This is a genomic window from Methylobacter tundripaludum (assembly GCF_002934365.1).
Lineage (GTDB): Bacteria > Pseudomonadota > Gammaproteobacteria > Methylococcales > Methylomonadaceae > Methylobacter_A > Methylobacter_A tundripaludum_A.
Window position 1 is genome coordinate 90,173 of the sequence record NZ_PTIY01000003.1, and the last position, 15,731, is coordinate 105,903.

The 15,731-nt window shown below is 51.3% G+C and carries 19 protein-coding genes; all 19 read left to right on the plus strand.

Annotation, left to right across the window (positions count from 1 at the left end):
* Window positions 1-77 precede the first annotated feature (77 nt).
* The 19 genes from B0F88_RS19165 to B0F88_RS04570 all read left to right on the plus strand — a co-directional run bounded on the left by B0F88_RS19165 (window position 78) and on the right by B0F88_RS04570 (window position 15,730).
* Window positions 78-566: a hypothetical protein gene (locus B0F88_RS19165; RefSeq protein ID WP_146083314.1), complete on the plus strand. Its 489-nt coding sequence runs from the start codon at window positions 78-80 to the stop codon at window positions 564-566.
* Between the two features lie 44 nt (window positions 567-610).
* Window positions 611-1,216: a hypothetical protein gene (locus B0F88_RS04480; protein ID WP_104422754.1), complete on the plus strand. Its 606-nt coding sequence runs from the start codon at window positions 611-613 to the stop codon at window positions 1,214-1,216.
* Window positions 1,217-1,425: 209 nt separating this feature from the next.
* Window positions 1,426-3,834 (plus strand): DUF5906 domain-containing protein, encoded by a 2,409-nt coding sequence (locus B0F88_RS04490; RefSeq protein WP_104422756.1) that lies wholly within the window; start codon window positions 1,426-1,428, stop codon window positions 3,832-3,834.
* Window positions 3,835-4,107: 273 nt separating this feature from the next.
* The gene (locus B0F88_RS04495; protein ID WP_104422757.1) at window positions 4,108-4,446 is read left to right on the plus strand and encodes a hypothetical protein; all 339 of its coding nucleotides are present in this window, start codon (window positions 4,108-4,110) and stop codon (window positions 4,444-4,446) included.
* On the plus strand, window positions 4,446-4,982 hold the full coding sequence (locus B0F88_RS04500; RefSeq protein ID WP_104422758.1) for a terminase small subunit: 537 nt from the start codon (window positions 4,446-4,448) through the stop codon (window positions 4,980-4,982). The genes B0F88_RS04495 and B0F88_RS04500 overlap by 1 nt, the downstream gene beginning before the upstream one ends.
* The gene (locus B0F88_RS04505) at window positions 4,979-5,218 is read left to right on the plus strand and encodes a hypothetical protein (protein ID WP_104422759.1); all 240 of its coding nucleotides are present in this window, start codon (window positions 4,979-4,981) and stop codon (window positions 5,216-5,218) included. Before B0F88_RS04500 ends, B0F88_RS04505 begins: the two co-directional genes overlap by 4 nt.
* Before the next feature lie 8 nt (window positions 5,219-5,226).
* Window positions 5,227-7,155, plus strand: a complete 1,929-nt coding sequence (locus tag B0F88_RS04510; RefSeq protein ID WP_104422760.1) for a phage terminase large subunit family protein — start codon at window positions 5,227-5,229, stop codon at window positions 7,153-7,155.
* Window positions 7,152-7,397: a Mor transcription activator family protein gene (locus tag B0F88_RS04515; RefSeq protein ID WP_104422761.1), complete on the plus strand. Its 246-nt coding sequence runs from the start codon at window positions 7,152-7,154 to the stop codon at window positions 7,395-7,397. Before B0F88_RS04510 ends, B0F88_RS04515 begins: the two co-directional genes overlap by 4 nt.
* A 21-nt stretch (window positions 7,398-7,418) precedes the next feature.
* Window positions 7,419-8,234, plus strand: coding sequence for a RadC family protein (gene radC / locus B0F88_RS04520; RefSeq protein WP_374953570.1), 816 nt, complete (start codon window positions 7,419-7,421; stop codon window positions 8,232-8,234).
* A 10-nt stretch (window positions 8,235-8,244) separates the two neighbouring features.
* Complete coding sequence (locus tag B0F88_RS04525) at window positions 8,245-9,126, plus strand: BRO-N domain-containing protein (RefSeq protein ID WP_104422763.1); 882 nt, start codon at window positions 8,245-8,247, stop codon at window positions 9,124-9,126.
* Between the two features lie 140 nt (window positions 9,127-9,266).
* Entirely contained in the window at window positions 9,267-10,016 is a 750-nt protein-coding gene (locus tag B0F88_RS04530; RefSeq protein ID WP_104422764.1) for a hypothetical protein, read from the plus strand.
* Window positions 10,017-10,146: 130 nt separating this feature from the next.
* The gene (locus tag B0F88_RS04535; protein WP_104422765.1) at window positions 10,147-10,356 is read left to right on the plus strand and encodes a phage head-tail joining protein; all 210 of its coding nucleotides are present in this window, start codon (window positions 10,147-10,149) and stop codon (window positions 10,354-10,356) included.
* Window positions 10,353-11,753, plus strand: a complete 1,401-nt coding sequence (locus B0F88_RS04540; RefSeq protein WP_104422766.1) for a phage portal protein — start codon at window positions 10,353-10,355, stop codon at window positions 11,751-11,753. The genes B0F88_RS04535 and B0F88_RS04540 overlap by 4 nt, the downstream gene beginning before the upstream one ends.
* On the plus strand, window positions 11,725-13,659 hold the full coding sequence (locus tag B0F88_RS04545) for a prohead protease/major capsid protein fusion protein (RefSeq protein WP_146083315.1): 1,935 nt from the start codon (window positions 11,725-11,727) through the stop codon (window positions 13,657-13,659). The genes B0F88_RS04540 and B0F88_RS04545 overlap by 29 nt, the downstream gene beginning before the upstream one ends.
* A gap of 71 nt (window positions 13,660-13,730) precedes the next feature.
* The gene (locus tag B0F88_RS04550) at window positions 13,731-14,402 is read left to right on the plus strand and encodes a DUF2190 family protein (RefSeq protein WP_104422768.1); all 672 of its coding nucleotides are present in this window, start codon (window positions 13,731-13,733) and stop codon (window positions 14,400-14,402) included.
* Window positions 14,403-14,405: 3 nt separating this feature from the next.
* Complete coding sequence (locus B0F88_RS04555; RefSeq protein WP_104422769.1) at window positions 14,406-14,819, plus strand: 3TM-type holin; 414 nt, start codon at window positions 14,406-14,408, stop codon at window positions 14,817-14,819.
* A gap of 22 nt (window positions 14,820-14,841) precedes the next feature.
* Window positions 14,842-15,174, plus strand: a complete 333-nt coding sequence (locus B0F88_RS04560; RefSeq protein WP_258076558.1) for a phage holin family protein — start codon at window positions 14,842-14,844, stop codon at window positions 15,172-15,174.
* Window positions 15,171-15,368 carry a conjugal transfer protein TraR gene (locus tag B0F88_RS04565; protein ID WP_104422770.1) on the plus strand — a complete coding sequence of 66 codons (198 nt, stop codon included), beginning with the start codon at window positions 15,171-15,173 and terminating at the stop codon, window positions 15,366-15,368. Before B0F88_RS04560 ends, B0F88_RS04565 begins: the two co-directional genes overlap by 4 nt.
* A complete protein-coding gene (locus tag B0F88_RS04570; RefSeq protein WP_104422771.1) occupies window positions 15,365-15,730 on the plus strand; it encodes a head-tail joining protein in 366 nt (121 codons plus the stop codon). The genes B0F88_RS04565 and B0F88_RS04570 overlap by 4 nt, the downstream gene beginning before the upstream one ends.
* Window position 15,731 lies beyond the last annotated feature (1 nt).

The window sequence follows — 15,731 nt, forward strand, 5'->3', positions numbered from 1 at the left end:
TTTTGCTATTTGGCTTGGTCGCTCGTTTTTAGGGTGGCTGAGGTTTTTGTAATGGGTCTTTATTTAAGTAGCTACTGATGCAAGCTAATACCTCCAATAACATTGATGACGCCATTAAGCAGGCGGTCGCCCAAGAATTCAACGGCATGAATCACCGGGAGCTGATGCAAAAATACCGGATTTCTATGCGGGATATTTACGTCAGTATTAGGGTGATTCAGGCTGATCATTGTCAAGCATGCCGCCAGTCGGCAGTCACGGCCTTAAGATCGGCTTTAAGCTCTTTAGTCGATCCGGGATTGCATCAATATCTGCCAGACAATCAGCTTGGTGCTTTAGTGCGGCTACTAGATGCGCTGGGAGAGATTGATGCCGCTCAACGGCTTCGATCTCTGTATTTAAGCAGGCGGCAATATTGCGGCGGTGTGCAGGGTCATCCAGATATGGCCCCCAGATTACGGCGCGCATTAGGAATTCCTGGATTAGGAGTCTGTCTTCGATGGTTAGCGGTGTTGTGGTTTCGGGCTCGGTCATGGGCTTTGTTTAAGGGTTGGTTAAATGCTTAATCATAGCAGTCGGTTAAATTTTAATGAGGTTGAGGGGATATAGCATGCGTAACGAAACGCAACAGCAACATTGTTCGGCGACGCAGTTGTTGAATAAGTACATCGACACTTATAAGCGGGAGACGGGCGTGACTGACGGGACGTTTGCCACAACAGTGCGCGAGCATTACGAGCGTACGCATTTGCCGCAATCAAGGGCTATTGAGTGGAGCCAAGCGCCAGATGCTTATGCGCGTATGACGCGTGACGCGGCGCAGTTAAACCGATGGCTGGGAGATAATATTTTAAAGCCTTTGTCTATTGATCTGTTGGGATCGGTCATCGCTGCTTTCCCGCCTGATCTTCGTTTTCGTTTGCAAATTGAGCTGGCTGCGTGGCAGGGGATGGTTACCTTCCCCATGCCGAGTGGTTATCCGTCTGATGATGGTGTGTTTTTGGGTAGTGTAGCCAAGGAGGTTGGTGATGTGCTGATTGCAGGTGCTACTCTGCTGGAGGATGGGGTGATCGATAGTAGGGATAAGGACAAGGCCCCCGAGTTTATGCTTCAGGTCGATGAGGCGATTGCTGTTTTGTTTGCGATGAAGGCTCATGTATCTAGGGCCGTTGGACAGCCGCCCGTCGTTGGTGTTGATCTTAGGGCGGTTGACTGATGAAAGTATCACCCTTACTCAAGCCGAGCCATATAGCTTGCCCCCGCTCCCCCTTAGTGGGTAAAGCGTTTTTAAAGCAAGTGCTATCACTTGTTAAGTTAGCGATTAACAGTCAGCAGCCAGGTAAAAGGTACTTCCTAGCATCCTCCCCTGCGGGTATGAATGGCCTCGTTTTTGGTGTAGGTAGTGGCGTTGTGAGTTACTAAACAATGGCGTCTAATTACGATGATGTAAGATTGCAGCTGATTGGGTTCGGTCTCCAAGTAGACCGACTGACGACCGGGCGCATGATCCGCTGCCGGGTTGAGGGCGATCGAGAGAAACGCGGCTGGTATATCCTGCATGAAATTACCCTATCAGGCGGCGACATCGTCTTTATCGGCTCGTATGGCATCTGGCAGGGTGCGGACAACAACGCACAAAAGATAGAAATCACCCGAAACGACCTCAGCGCCGACCAAAAAGCCGCCATCAAGCAGCGTATCGCCGATGATAAAAAGCGGGCGGATGCAGAGCAAAAACGCAAAGCCGAACAATCCGCCGCCAAAGCCAGCGCCGCCTGGCGCAAACTCGAAACAGACGGCGACTGCGACTACCTGCACCGCAAAGGCGTCATCGCCCACGGCGTAAGATTCACCGAAAAAGGCGCATTGGCCGTGCCGATGCTGGACACAATGGGCCGCATCCACGGCCTGCAATTCATCCTCGACAAGGTCAAGCAAAAAGACCTGATCGAAAAACATGGCCGAGACAAACAATACTGGCCAGCGGGCGCAATCAAAAAAGCCCACTACCACTTGATCGACAGCCCAACCACCCTGATACTGGTTGCCGAAGGCTACGCCACCGGTGCGACCTTATACGAAGCCACCGGCTTCCCGGTAGCGATCGCTTTCGATGCCGGGAACCTGCCATCCGTCGCCCAAGCGCTTAAAAAATACTACCGCGAAGCACAGATCCTAATCTGTGCCGACGACGATGCTTTTTCCCGCTGCAAACACTGCCAAAAACCGGTACAAGTCAACCTATCAGCGACCTGTCCCCACTGCAACGAGCCACACGGCAAGAAAAACGCCGGCAAAGAATACGCAGAACTGGCGGCACTAGCCGTCAATGGTCGTGTAGTATCGCCAAAATTTGAAGACGAAGCCGCCCGGTTCGACCACTACTGCCGAAACCAAGGCAAACTGACCGACTTTAACGACCTACACCAGACCGATGGGCTCCACCTGGTAAGGATTCAGATCGAGCAAGCCATTAAGCAAGCAGGATTCACCGCCGCGGTCAAAGCGCGGGAAGCGCAACTACAGGGGGGCGGGGAAGATAAGAAAGCCGCACTAAAACCCATCGACTGCTACGACCATGCATTGGGGCGATTCTCACTCGTCTACGGCATGGGCGGCATGCTATTCGACGGACAGGAGCATATGCGCATAGCCCTCAACGACTTCAAACAGGCTTGCATTCACTCAGACATACCCAAGCGCTGGCAAGAAAGCAAACAGCGGCGCATTGTCCGCCCCGACGAAGTCGGCTTCGATCCCACCGGAAAAGACAAAAACATCACCTGTAACGTCTGGGACGGCTTCCCGACCACGCCGATTGAGGGTAACTGCGAGCGCCTGCTAGACCTGCTCATGTACATGTGCGCCGAAGAAAAACACAGCGACGCCGTTTACAACTGGGTACTGCGCTGGCTGGCCTACCCGCTGCAACATCCCGGCGCAAAGATGAAAACCACCATCGTCATTCACGGCCCGCAAGGCACCGGCAAAAACCTATTTTTCGACGTCATCCTCGGCATCTACGGCAAATACGGCCGCATCATCGACCAGTCGGCCATTGAAGATAAATTCAACGACTGTTTCGGCGGCAAACTGTTCATGCTTGCCGATGAAGTGGTGGCACGATCCGACCTTTACCACATCAAAAACAAACTCAAGGGACTGATCACCGGCGACCGCATCCGCATCAATCCGAAAAACATGGCCGCCTACGAAGAAGCCAACCACGTCAACCTCGTTTTCCTATCCAATGAGCGAATGCCGGTCGTCCTCGACCAAGACGACCGGCGGCACCAAGTCATCTGGACGCCCGCCAAGCTCGGCCCCGACTTTTACAAAGAAATAGCGCTGGAAATCGACAACGGCGGTGCGGAAGCCCTGCATTATTACCTGGTCAACCTACCGCTGGGCGACTTCAACCCGCATACCAAACCGCTGATGACCACTGCTAAACAAGACCTTCAGGATCTGAGCAAAGACAGCATTATTCGCTTTTACGACGAGTGGAATACCAAAGAAATCAGCGGCGTCCCGCCTATTCCGGCGCTGTCGGAAGACGTCTACACCCTATACGTCCACTGGTGCAGACGAGAAGGCGTCAGAGCCGCACCCAAAAACAAAGCCATCGACGCCATAGCCAAGCGCCCCGGCGTCAGAAAAGAACGAAAGCGTTTCATGATCGGAGTATCAATGGTCGAAAACCCGAAAACCATCATCATCCCCGCTAACGCCGAAGAAATGTCGCCCGGCAATTCAGAGACAGGATGGCTGGGATTTTGTATCAGCGACTTCAAAAAATCAGTCGATAGCTATAGGGAGGCGAGTAATGCTTAACATTGTGCAGGGTGTGCAGGCAGTTGTGCAGGGTATTGTGCAGAGTCAAAGCCGCGCCGTGCGTGGCCTGTGCAGGGTGTGCAGTACCGCCCTTTACGTGACACGCGAGAAACAAACCACCGCCACCACCAAAAATAAAACCGCCCTCGCGTATATAGGCACCCTGCACACCCTGCACACCCTGCACAGATCACGAACGCCAACGCCTCGCGATTTTTCGTACCCTGCACTCGCGCCTGCACACCCTGCACAACCTTTATTTTATTAAAAAAAATGAAAAAGATAGTTTGTGGTACAGAAAACGTAAGAGAGTTTAACCGGCAAATGAAAGCCTTAGCGCCTGAATTTCATGACTTTGCCAAACAGCTCCACGCTGCCGGCTTAATACGCGGTCTGGCTGGTGCTACCCTGGATTTTTCAATTATCGACGTAGAGGCGATTGAAGATCAGCTGCCATTGCCCCATGAAGGCCACTTTTGCGAAGAGTGCGTTAGCTGGCATCGTATGTATCCGGCCTCTAAATCCGGTCACTGTTTCGTAACGTCAGGTTATCCAAGGACTACGAAATTTAATGCAAATGCCTGTAAGCAATTTGAGGGGGCGGGATGTTAATGAGCCAATCCGCTTTTGCCGCTCACATCGGCGTCAATCGCAGCCACGTAACCCAGCTTAAAAACGCCGACCGCTTGGTTATGGAAGATGGCAAAGTCGACGTCGAAGCCTCCATTAAACGCATAGAAGACACCAAAGACCCGGCTAAAGAAGGCGTAGCAAAGCGTCATCAGCAAGAGCGCAGCCAAAAAGGGCAGGGCCAAACAGACAAGGCGCAACCCGTGTCAGGCACCGGCAGCCGCTTCCAATCAGCCAAAGCCCGCCGCGAAGAAGCCAACGCCGAACTAACCGAAATCGAACTACAAACCCGTCGTGGTCAATTACTGGTAGCCGACGAAGTCAGACTGGCCGTAGCCGACGGCGACACCATCATCCGCAACCGGCTGGAATCACTGCCCGACATCCTGGCCCCGCAATTGGCCGCTGAAACCGACGAACAAAGAATCCGGTCCATGCTGATGGATCACATAGAATCCCTGCTCGGCGACTTGTCGCGCAGTTTTTATGATCTAGGTAAGGAGAAAGAACAGCTATGAACACCTCGAATAATAACGAAATTACGCGCACACAAGTATCAATAGCGTTAGCCAAATTGTTCACAGGTACATGGCCGGGTGATGAAATGTGGGGTGATCTGGACTATCAGGCGCTTGAGTTCGCTTTAGGTTGTTCGGTAGATCGTAAGCCCTATTACAAAGGAGGTGGGGATATTCCATGCGCCTCAAGAACGACTGAAAACCCAATAACTGATTCATTCGCAGCTAAAAATTAGAGGCAGCTATGCTGGCAACAAAATACCCAGACGCCGCCCTCATCATCAACGCCGCCCGCGCCCGAGCCTATGCCCCGCGCAAAAAGCAAACCGTGTCCGAGTTTTCCGATCAAAACATCCAACTCTCGGCGGCAAACAACAACGAGGCCGGGCGCTGGCGCACCAGCAGAAATCCGCCGCTCCAGGAGCCGATGGACTGCCTCAGCATTCGCTCGCCGATCCAAGACGTTGTTATGATGTTCCCCGTACAATTCGGCAAAACAGCAGTTTTGCTGAATTGGCTCTCCTACATCATCGTCAACGGCTACGGCGGCTTATTGGTGGTTTTCCCGACCGAAAAACTGTTAGATATTTTCAGCGACGACAAACTGGACCCGTTAATCGAATGCAACCCCACCGTTGCCGGCGCATTCAAAACACAGTCCAGCCGGAACTCGCGCAACACCAAAGAATTCAAATCCTTCATCGGCGGCTCATTGCGGCTCGGCCATGCCGCAACGCCGTCAAACCTGAAGATGGTCAGTACCCGCTTTATCGCGGTCGACGAATTAACGGCAGTCGCTAATCAGCTCGGCCTTGATGATCCTATGCAAATGTTGGAGGATCGCTGCTCATCGTACCCATCCACCTACAAAAAACTCTATATCTCCTCGCCGGGGATAAAAGGCATTTGCCGGACAGACGAAGCGTATCAAGAATCCGATCAGCGTAAATACCACATGCCTTGTCCGCATTGCGGCGACATGATCACTTTCGAATGGTCCGGACTGCACTGGGATAAAGGCGGCGACCGTGTCCGCTACGTCTGCCCGGAATGCGCCTGCGAGATTGAAGAGTATCAAAAAACCGATATGATCAAAGCGGGTCGCTGGGTACCGCAAAACCCCGAGTCAAAAGTGCGCGGCTATACCATCAACTGCCTGTATTATCAGATAGGCCTGGGCCCAAGCTGGAAATCCCTGGTAAAGATGTTTTTAAAATGCATCAACGACCCGGCCAAACTAAAAACCTTCATCAATAGCCGCTTGGCCGAAGCCTGGGAAGATCCCTCCATGCGCTCGGTCAAGCTCAACGTCATCGCCGACCGCGCCGAACCCTACCGCCTGCGTGTCGCCCCGCTTGGCGTTTGCGCCGTTACCGCCGGAGTCGATACCCAAGACAACCGCCTGGCTGTGCAAATTGTCGGCTGGGGCAAGGGTATGGCTTGCTGGGTGCTGGACTACATCGAACTGATGGGTGATCCCGCCGATGATGCCGTTTGGATAGCTTTAACCGACCTGCTCAACCGCCCAATCGAACACATCAACGGCCACGCCCTGCCGATCCAAGCCACCGCCATTGACGCAGGCGGACACCGCACCGAAGCCGTCAAAGACTTCGTGCGCCGCCGCATGATCCGCCGCCCGATGGTCATCTTCGGCGCTGTACCCAACAACGCCCCGGTACTGTCCCGGCCCAAAGCCCAAGATGTCAACTGGAAAGGCCAATACAACAAACGCGGTGTCATGATCCAGCACGTCGGCACCGTAGCGGTTAAAAACGTCCTGTTCGGCCGCATGAGCACCGACGGCGATAAAGACAACGCCTCCCGGCTGCTGCATTTTTCCGAAGATTTGCCGCGCGAATACTTCACCGGCATTGTCTCGGAAACCTTTAACCCACGCACCAACCGCTTCGAGACCAAGCGAGGCGCACGTAACGAATCGCTGGACACGCTGGTTTACGCCTACGCCGCCGCTCATCACCATGAATTGCGGCTGCACCTGCATACCGCTGCTAAGTGGGATGAATTGGGCACAAAACTGGCGACGGTGTCGAGCGATGAATATAGGCGATTGCAAGACCAGGCGGCAAAAGCCGCCCGGCAACCGCTATTGCCGGTATTGCCCAAAGCACCCATAACCAAAAAACCTAAACGGAATAGCCAACTATTATGACCGGAATAATTCAAGAGATGCGCCGCGTGGTTGCCAGCGTGGTGGGTGATGACCAAAAGGCCAGCGACGTGGTTTATGCACTGATCACAAACTTTGGCGGCGAACGCTTAACCATGCCGGCTAATGATTATGATAAGCGCAATCAGGAAATAAAAGACCTGCACGATTCCGGCGCTACGGTTGAGCAGCTGGCTAGGCGTTACCGGCTATCGCCAAGAACCGTCTATAGAATTTTGGACTAAGAAGATAAGCCCCGCACAGCCATGAACCTATTGACTCATAACGAAAACGGCCTTATCCTTGCTCGTACTGCCCCTTATTGGGCAGGCGGGTTTGGTCGCCCGTATGGTTCTGGCGCAGAAGCTTCGCGCCGTCAGGTTCGTGGCTTTTTTTATGCCCTCACAGTTATGGTGGGTGGTGTATTGGGAGGCTGCGAAGCCTGCCGGACCCAGAGCCCGGTCGACCAACCCGATACATCATCCACCACCCTAAGTTTGGTCGCTTCGGTTGGTGGTTTAAAGCTACTGCTCTGGAGTTACATCATGAACACTCAAGTTACAGGCGAAATCCGCCCAGCAAAAACAACCAAAATACCCCACTTTGTCTGCGACGAACGCGGCAAGTACCGCGCCTCAAAGCCTCTCACCGATAAGCAAATCATCAAGGCCGCTAAGTCTATTTTAGATAACAGCTTTAGCCCTGGCACATTACTGGTTAACCCTGGCGACGCCAAGACCTGGCTACAAGTTCATTATCAAGATATGGAGCACGAGGTATTCGTTTGTGTTTTCCTGGATACCCGGAACCGCGTTATTTCTCATGAGGTTTTGTTTCGCGGCACGATTGACGGGGCCAGCGTTTACCCACGAGAGGTGGTCAAGCGGGCTTTGCAACTGAATGCCGGGGCGGTCATCTTTGCTCATAATCACCCGTCAGGCGCTACAGAACCTAGCCCGGCAGACGAAAAAATAACCCGCTTGCTAAAAGAATCATTGGGATTGCTGGATATACGGGCGCTTGATCACTTTATCCTGGGCAAGAAAAGCGTTTTTTCATTTTCAGAGCATAATCTTATTTAGAGGTAGTACCATGTCGAATGCATTGCAACAATTTCAATTTTACACCTTCACATTGGAAATTATAGAAAGTGAAGGCGAGCCTTGGTTTATTGCCAGTCCATTAGCTGAATTTCTTGGTTATCAGAATCCAGCTCGCGATATTCGTACAAATGTTGATGATGAGGATATACAAAATATGTATATCCCAGTTAAATCAAACAATTATATCTGTGTTAATGAGTCTGGACTTTACTCTCTAGTTATCCGTAGCAGCAAGCCAGAGGCAAAAACCTTCAAGCGCTGGGTAACGCATGAAGTTTTGCCTTCTATTAGAAAGCATGGTTATTACCTAAGCCCTGATTTGGCTAACCCAGGTCTTGACGAAGTCACCGGCAACCTGCCATTCCAGCGCCTCAATACCGCAAAATTCGACACATTGCGAAAAACGTCAAGATCGCTGGCGCAAGCTTACTTATTGGAATGCGGCATCACGCCGGATTATGTTCAACAACAGATCGGTCAGGTAGGCCATCATTCAGCCATCTATGGTGAAAAAACATCAAATAGCCTTGATGTTTTGGTGGAGCGTTTCGTTGAAGATTGGAAAGGCGTTGGCATGGTGATCGCTGCGCCTTATGCGCACTGCTTAAGCACACAAGCCTTGCGCTTGTTTCATGCCTGGGCAGATGGAAAAAATATCCCGTTGCGCATGGGCGATAATCACATTATTCCGGCTTTAGCTCGTCATCCTGATCTATACAGCAAGCGAGTCAGAATATCGCGCGGCTCTGCGCCAAGAGCGCTGCTCATGATTGACGGTTTAAAAGCGCCTGATGATGTTGATTACACCAACTGGCTGGGTGGTTGCGTTGCTGAAATGGAAATGGCGCTTACGCAAATGGGGGTTTCTTAACCTAAACCTCTAGCGCCGAGTGTTACAGGTCTGGCCGCGTCTTTTTGTTGCTCAGTATTGTTTAAACCTTGTAAGCTTTTTCCCAATATTCATACCGACGCATATACGGTATTGTAAGGGGTCAACTAATGAGGTGTGATATGAAAAATAAAATAATGATGGCGGCTGTGTTGCTTTTACTGTTCGGGTGTAGCGATCCTAAAGATATTGTTTTAGGCCCTGAGCCTTTAAAGCAACTTGCAGATCAAGGGGAGCAGATCAAGAAATTGCCCGAGGAAGAAAGGACGCTTTTAGCTGCGTATCTCACGGCAAACGCAATAGGTAATTTATTTGGCGGACAAGCAAAAGCTGTTACCGGCATGACGATCGGTGAAGTCCTTGCGGATGCGCAAGCCTGGAAAGAAAAAATGCAAGCCCGAGAAGTAGAGGCGAAAAAGAGAGAGGCTGAAGCTGAAGCGCTAAGGGCAAAGATAGTCGCTGAGCGCCAGATTATTGCTGATAAAATTTCGTCGAGTGCCGTTGTTACTATTATTGAAAAGAAAGTGCTGCCAGAGGATTTTTCGGTAAAGCGTTTTGGTGAGATGCTCTCATTAAGATATGTAATCGAAAATAAATCAACTAAGGCTATCCAGCAAATCAAAGGAATAGCTGTATTTAAAGACGCTACAGGAGATCAGATAGGGGAATTATATGTTGATATTAACGAACCGGTAGCGGCTGGAAAAACTCTAAACACTACAACCGGCATTGGATGGAAGATTAATCCGTTCCTTGCTGGGGATGTTGAGAAAATTGCAAGAACAGAGCTTAGTTCAATGACAGCTATTTTTGAGCCGGAAGCAATTGCGTTTGATGACGGTGAAATCATTAAAGCGCCAGATATTGATTAGTAAGTTCCCAGGTTGGGCAGCAGCTTTTCGTTGCCCAATGTCTTAACTAGGTAATCAACCCTATAGACTTTTTTAAAAAGTGACATTTTCTGCCTAGTTTTTGTCACAACATATCAGCCATGATAGCACCATGGCATACACACAAACTCAACTCAACGCATTAGAAACCGCAATCGCACAGGGCGCTTTGTCCGTGCAATTCGGCGAGCGGCGCATCACCTATCATTCTCTCGCTGAGATGGAACGGTTGCGTAATACTATGCGTTCAGAGTTGGGCGTGGCAACACCTGCCACTGCAAGAGCGCGCATTATCAATATTCCGACAGGGAAGGGGCTATGACCAACGTCGTCCCTTTTAAACGCCGCTACGATGCCGCCAGCAAAACTACGCGCACCAGCAACTGGCTAACGCCAGCAACAGACGCCAATTCGGCAATTTCAAATCCCTCCATTATCCGCAACCGGGCGCGCGATTTAGTTCGCAACAACCCGTGGGCGAATAAGGGCGTGTCCGTCATCACTAACAACGTGGTCGGCTACGGCATCCTGGCGCAGTGGAAAGCAAAAACTAAGGCCAACACCAAACGCGCTCAGGATTTGTGGAAGGCTTGGGCCGAATCAACCCAGTGCGACGCCTATGGGCTGACCGACTTCTACGGCATCCAGCAGTTAGCTATGCGGGCGATGGTTGAGTCCGGCGAATGCTTTATCCGGCTGCGACCTCGCCTTGCCTCTGACGGGTTGGCTGTACCGTTTCAATTGCAGCTGCTTGAAGCAGATTATCTTTACGAGTTCGCCGACGGCCCTTTGCAAAACGGTGGCTATGTCCAGCGCGGCATCGAATACGATGCTATCGGTCGGCGTGTTGCCTATCTGTTGTATAAAGCCCATCCCGGCGCAACAGGCCGTTTTTACGGCACTTTTAGCTTCGGTTATTCCCGCGTCCCGGCTTATGAAGTCATCCATTTATTCCGCAGCGACCGCCCAGGACAAGAGCGCGGGGTATCGTGGCTTGCTCCGGTAATGATCCGCTTGCGAGAGCTGGACATTTACGAGGATGCCTATTTAAACCGCCAGAAACTCGCCAACCTGTTCGCGGCATTCATCTATACCGACGAACCCGCCGAGACAGAAGAAGAGTTCAGCGACGTTTCAGAATTAACCCCCGGCTCCATGTACACCATGAAGCCAAACCGGCGCATAGAATTTACCATCCCGCCAAAAGCTGACGATTACGGCCCTTATACGGTCGAGGTGCAGCGCGGCGTTGCTGCCGGTCTTGGCATCACTTTCGAGTCATTAACCGGAAATTTATCCGAGGTTAATTTTTCATCCGCGCGCATGGGCTGGCAAGAATTTGGCCGCAGCATTGATGCCTGGCGCTGGCAGTTGTTTATTCCGCGCGTCTGCGGCGGTGTTGCCCGCTGGTTTTCTGATTATGCTGGCATTCCCGACCTATCGCAAGAATGGACTCCGCCAGCAAGAATGATGGTCGATCCAGCCCGCGAGATTCCGCCGATTATTGCGATGGTCAGGGCGGGGCTTTGTCCGTTGCCAGAGGCGATCAGGTCATTGGGCTACGATTTTCATGCCACGATGGAGGAGATAAAACTCAGTAACGATTATCTGGATCAGTTGGGGCTGATTCTTGACAGCGATCCACGAAATGTCGCCGGATTAGGACAAATACAAACAATAGGGGCTAGTGATGCCAAAACAAACAAGACAGCTGCCTGATTTACATACGCGGGCAGATTTCGCCCCAGCAACGCTAAACGAAGCAGCGAGAACGGTAGAGCTTACCTGGTCAACTGGAGCACAATCCAGAAGATTTGACGACTGGGACGACTGGATAGAAGAGCTGAGTATGAATCCGGCTGATGTCCGCATGGATTTTCTTAACTCTGGATCGGCGCCGCTGCTGGCAGATCACAACAATTATGGCCTTGGCGGCGTGATTGGTGTAGTTGAAAGGGCGTGGATTAAAGATGGCGTCGGTCATGCCGTGGTCAGGTTTAGCGAGCGTGATGATGTTGAAGTCATTTTTAAGGACGTAAAAGCGGGAATTTTAAAAAATATCAGCGTTGGCTACAAGATATACAAGATGGAAAAGCAGCCGCAAACAGAAACGCAAAGCGGACTGCCCATTTATCTGGCAACTGACTGGGAGCCTAAAGAAATATCAATAGTTCCAATCCCTATTGAAGGCGGTGCAAAAATCCGCAGCGAAGGGAATACAAGTTCCGTAACAATTATTAACAAAGAGGTTAAGGCAATGCCTAAAACAGTCGAAGAAAAAACGACCGAAACACGGGCGGATAACGCTCCGGCTGTATCGGTTAAACCAGAAGCCAGAATCGATGAATCTGCTATCCGTGCAGATGCAGCAAAGCAAGAGCGTCAGCGTCAGGTGGACATTCGTAAATTTGCCCAGATGTCCCGTGCTGATGATGCTGTTGTTAATGGTTTCATTGAGCGCGGCGATAGCTTTGAAGTTGCAAAAGAGCAAATGCTTAAAAAATGGTCTGAAAAAGTTGACTCAGAAGCAACTCGCGGCGATGCATCAGTAACCACCGACGAAAAAGACAAATTTATCGAAGCGGGCGTTAACGCCATCCGTGGCCGTGCCGGTGTCGATAAGATGGATGCTGGCAACGAATTCCGTGGCATGCGTATGACGGAAATCGCCAAGTTGTGCCTTGATCGTGCAGGCGTGTCGTCCAGAGGTATGGGTGAACTGGAAATGGTAAAACGTGCATTCACCACCAGCACCAGCGACTTCCCGGTATTGCTTGAAAACGCCATGCATAAGACCTTGCAAGGAGCTTATGCAACAGCGCCTGATACCTGGAGCCGCTTTTGCTCCGTCGGGTCAGTGACAGATTTTCGCGCTCACAACCGTTACCGCTTAGGGTCATTTGGCAATCTGGATGCGCTGGGCGAAAACTCAGAGTTCAAGAATAAATCGATCCCGGATGGAGAAAAATCAACCATCACTGCGACCACTAAAGGCAACGTGATCAATATCAGTCGCCAAACCATCATCAATGACGACTTGTCCGCTTTTATCGGCCTATCGAAAATGCTGGGACGTGCCGCGCGCAGGACTATAGAGGCTGATGTCTATGCTCTGCTTGCCAGCAACCCGCTTATGTCTGACGGCATTGCTTTATTCGACGCAGCGCATGACAACCTTGCAGGCACTGCGGCGGTTGTTTCTGTTGCATCTATTGAGGCCGCGCGGGTCGCAATGGCGAAACAAATGGACGTAAGCGGTAATGACTTCCTGGATTTGCGCCCAGCGTTATGGCTTGGCGGAATGGGTGCAGGCGGCAGCGCCCGTGTTGTCAACGAAGCGCAATATGATCCTGATACCGCAAACAAGCTGCAAAGCCCTAACAGGGTGCGCGGATTGTTTAGAGATGTAATCGACTCACCGCGCATTTCTGGAAATGAATGGTATGTATTCGCCGATCCTGCCGAGTCTCCCGTTATCGAAGTCGCCTTCCTGAATGGCGAGCAAGAACCGTTTTTAGAAAGCGAGCAAGGCTTTGAAGTTGATGGTCTGCAATGGAAAGTGCGCCTTGATTATGGTGTGGGGTTAAACGACTACCGTGGCGCATACAAAAACGCCGGCGCTTAATATGGTTGGGTTTGGCGTTAGCTGAACCTAACATTTTACTTACCAGTTGAAACAGAATAGTAGGCAACAACATGGCTATAAATTTTAAACATTCCGGTGAAAATATTGATTACGTCAATGGCACCGGTGCCATCATTAAAAGTGGCGATCCAATCGTTATCGGTAACGCGCAAATTGGCATTGCCTTGGTTAATATCGCCATCGGCGCAACCGGTACGGTAAAAAAGGAAGGCGTTTTTGTCCTGGCTAAAAACACCAGCGATGCAGTCGTGCAAGGTCAGAAACTCTGGTGGGACGCAACGGCCAACGAGGTCGTTAACGCCCCGGCGCTTAACTCCTACTTTATCGGCTATGCAGACAAAGCAGAGCTGGCCGCAACAGCAACCGTGCATGTCGATCTGGAAGAATTCAGCGAAGAAGGCCCGCGTACTTTAACCCTGGCGGCAACCGGTGCACAAACCCTGAATGTAGGCGACTTCGGCAGCGGCGATTTGACCTTGCTGGCAACTAATACCGCTGCGCAGACGGTCAACATCCCCAGCGTAGCAACTATTCCGCCCGGCGCCAAGTTGATTGTAAAAAAGACCTCAGCCGATGCTTTTGCAGTGACGCTCGATCCAGCCGCGTCCGAAACAATTGCAGGCGGTGCCACGTTTGCCACGCTTGATGCGGCTAATGATTTAGGCCAGTTCGTGTCTACCGGCGCGGCCTGGGTGTTGATTAATTCAGTTATTGCAGCTTAAGCCATGCTCGGTATTGATGACGCCATAACAGCTGTAACCACGCTGGCCGATAGCGCAATTAAGCGTATTTGGCCGGATGCCACAGAAATTGAAAAAGCTAAACTGGCAGAGCTATCACAAGAGATGCAGAACCAGTTTAATTTGGTTATGGGCCAGCTCGACATTAATAAAATCGAGGCGGGTAGTAGCTCGGTGTTTGTGTCGGGTTGGCGTCCCGCGATTGGCTGGATATGTGGGGCAGCATTGGCGTACTCGGCGTTGATTGAGCCATTCGCGCGATTTGTCGCAGTAGTTGCCTTTGGTTACGCCGGTATTTTCCCGGTTATTGACACTAATATTACGTTGCAAATCCTGATGGGGTTGTTGGGACTATCAGGGATGCGGTCTTTTGAGAAAACAAAAGGCGTCGCCCGTTAATCTTCTTTTGACTATGGACAAGATGATGCCAGAAAAAGACCCGCTTTCATACACGCTGTTGACCTATGCCTGGGTATTCGCTCTGTCGTTATTCGGCGGGTGTGTTGGATACTTGCGTAAGGTTAAGGCCGGAATTATCAGCCGGTTTAGTATCCATGAATTGTTGGGAGAATTGTTGATCAGTGCATTTGTCGGGGTAATCACCTTTTACTTGTGCGAGTACGCGCAGCTCCCAGGTCCGCTGTCTGCGGCTTTTATCGGCATTTCAGCGCACATGGGTAGCCGGGCGATATTTATATTTGAGACGGCGGCAGATCGCGCGTTTGCACGATTCACAACAACAGGAAAGTTATGACCGACATCATCGACCAAGCCAACGATTACGCCGAGAAAGAGCGCGAAATCGCTATAGCTAACCGTATTCCGTTTACGCTGGATGCGGGCAAACCTGGCGACTGCGATTTCTGCGGCGAGTGGTTTGGGCGGCTTGTCGATGGCGCTTGCGTGCCGTGCCGCGATAAGTATCAGCCTCGTGGGGGCAGATCATGAGTTTTGCAACCGCCTTTGCTTCGGCCGATGCTGTGATTATGTCAGCGCTGGGTGACGACATCGTGCTGACGCCGCCTGTTGGCGCGGCTCTGCCGGTTAAGTGCGTGCTAGCATCCCGTCCCGGAAAAAACAATCAGGACGGCTATTCGTGGCTGGATAACATCATTGCTAAAGTGGATGTTTACAGCGTGATCGTTGAGGTGCTAGACAATGATGTGCCAGGGATCTGTAAGGGTTGGTCAGCGCTGTATTTTGGTAAAATCTATGACGTTTCAGAAGCCCTGCCAAAAGGCGATGGCGTGTTGGTCGTTATTTTAAATCAGCCGGGCAACACCACGGCCACAGCCAACGGGTGGAAATAAG

What these genes read in the sequence shown, in the direction of transcription:
- B0F88_RS19165 (WP_146083314.1), top strand. Translation starts at nt 78, where the DNA reads ATGCAAGCTAATACCTCCAATAACATTGATGACGCCATTAAGCAGGCG.
- B0F88_RS04510 (WP_104422760.1), top strand. Translation starts at nt 5,227, where the DNA reads ATGCTGGCAACAAAATACCCAGACGCCGCCCTCATCATCAACGCCGCC.
- B0F88_RS04545 (WP_146083315.1), top strand. Translation starts at nt 11,725, where the DNA reads ATGCCAAAACAAACAAGACAGCTGCCTGATTTACATACGCGGGCAGAT.
- B0F88_RS04555 (WP_104422769.1), top strand. Translation starts at nt 14,406, where the DNA reads ATGCTCGGTATTGATGACGCCATAACAGCTGTAACCACGCTGGCCGAT.
- B0F88_RS04480 (WP_104422754.1), top strand. Translation starts at nt 611, where the DNA reads ATGCGTAACGAAACGCAACAGCAACATTGTTCGGCGACGCAGTTGTTG.
- B0F88_RS04565 (WP_104422770.1), top strand. Translation starts at nt 15,171, where the DNA reads ATGACCGACATCATCGACCAAGCCAACGATTACGCCGAGAAAGAGCGC.
- B0F88_RS04540 (WP_104422766.1), top strand. Translation starts at nt 10,353, where the DNA reads ATGACCAACGTCGTCCCTTTTAAACGCCGCTACGATGCCGCCAGCAAA.
- B0F88_RS04570 (WP_104422771.1), top strand. Translation starts at nt 15,365, where the DNA reads ATGAGTTTTGCAACCGCCTTTGCTTCGGCCGATGCTGTGATTATGTCA.
- B0F88_RS04560 (WP_258076558.1), top strand. Translation starts at nt 14,842, where the DNA reads ATGATGCCAGAAAAAGACCCGCTTTCATACACGCTGTTGACCTATGCC.
- B0F88_RS04530 (WP_104422764.1), top strand. Translation starts at nt 9,267, where the DNA reads ATGAAAAATAAAATAATGATGGCGGCTGTGTTGCTTTTACTGTTCGGG.
- radC (WP_374953570.1), top strand. Translation starts at nt 7,419, where the DNA reads ATGAACCTATTGACTCATAACGAAAACGGCCTTATCCTTGCTCGTACT.
- B0F88_RS04535 (WP_104422765.1), top strand. Translation starts at nt 10,147, where the DNA reads ATGGCATACACACAAACTCAACTCAACGCATTAGAAACCGCAATCGCA.
- B0F88_RS04505 (WP_104422759.1), top strand. Translation starts at nt 4,979, where the DNA reads ATGAACACCTCGAATAATAACGAAATTACGCGCACACAAGTATCAATA.
- B0F88_RS04500 (WP_104422758.1), top strand. Translation starts at nt 4,446, where the DNA reads ATGAGCCAATCCGCTTTTGCCGCTCACATCGGCGTCAATCGCAGCCAC.
- B0F88_RS04515 (WP_104422761.1), top strand. Translation starts at nt 7,152, where the DNA reads ATGACCGGAATAATTCAAGAGATGCGCCGCGTGGTTGCCAGCGTGGTG.
- B0F88_RS04490 (WP_104422756.1), top strand. Translation starts at nt 1,426, where the DNA reads ATGGCGTCTAATTACGATGATGTAAGATTGCAGCTGATTGGGTTCGGT.
- B0F88_RS04525 (WP_104422763.1), top strand. Translation starts at nt 8,245, where the DNA reads ATGTCGAATGCATTGCAACAATTTCAATTTTACACCTTCACATTGGAA.
- B0F88_RS04495 (WP_104422757.1), top strand. Translation starts at nt 4,108, where the DNA reads ATGAAAAAGATAGTTTGTGGTACAGAAAACGTAAGAGAGTTTAACCGG.
- B0F88_RS04550 (WP_104422768.1), top strand. Translation starts at nt 13,731, where the DNA reads ATGGCTATAAATTTTAAACATTCCGGTGAAAATATTGATTACGTCAAT.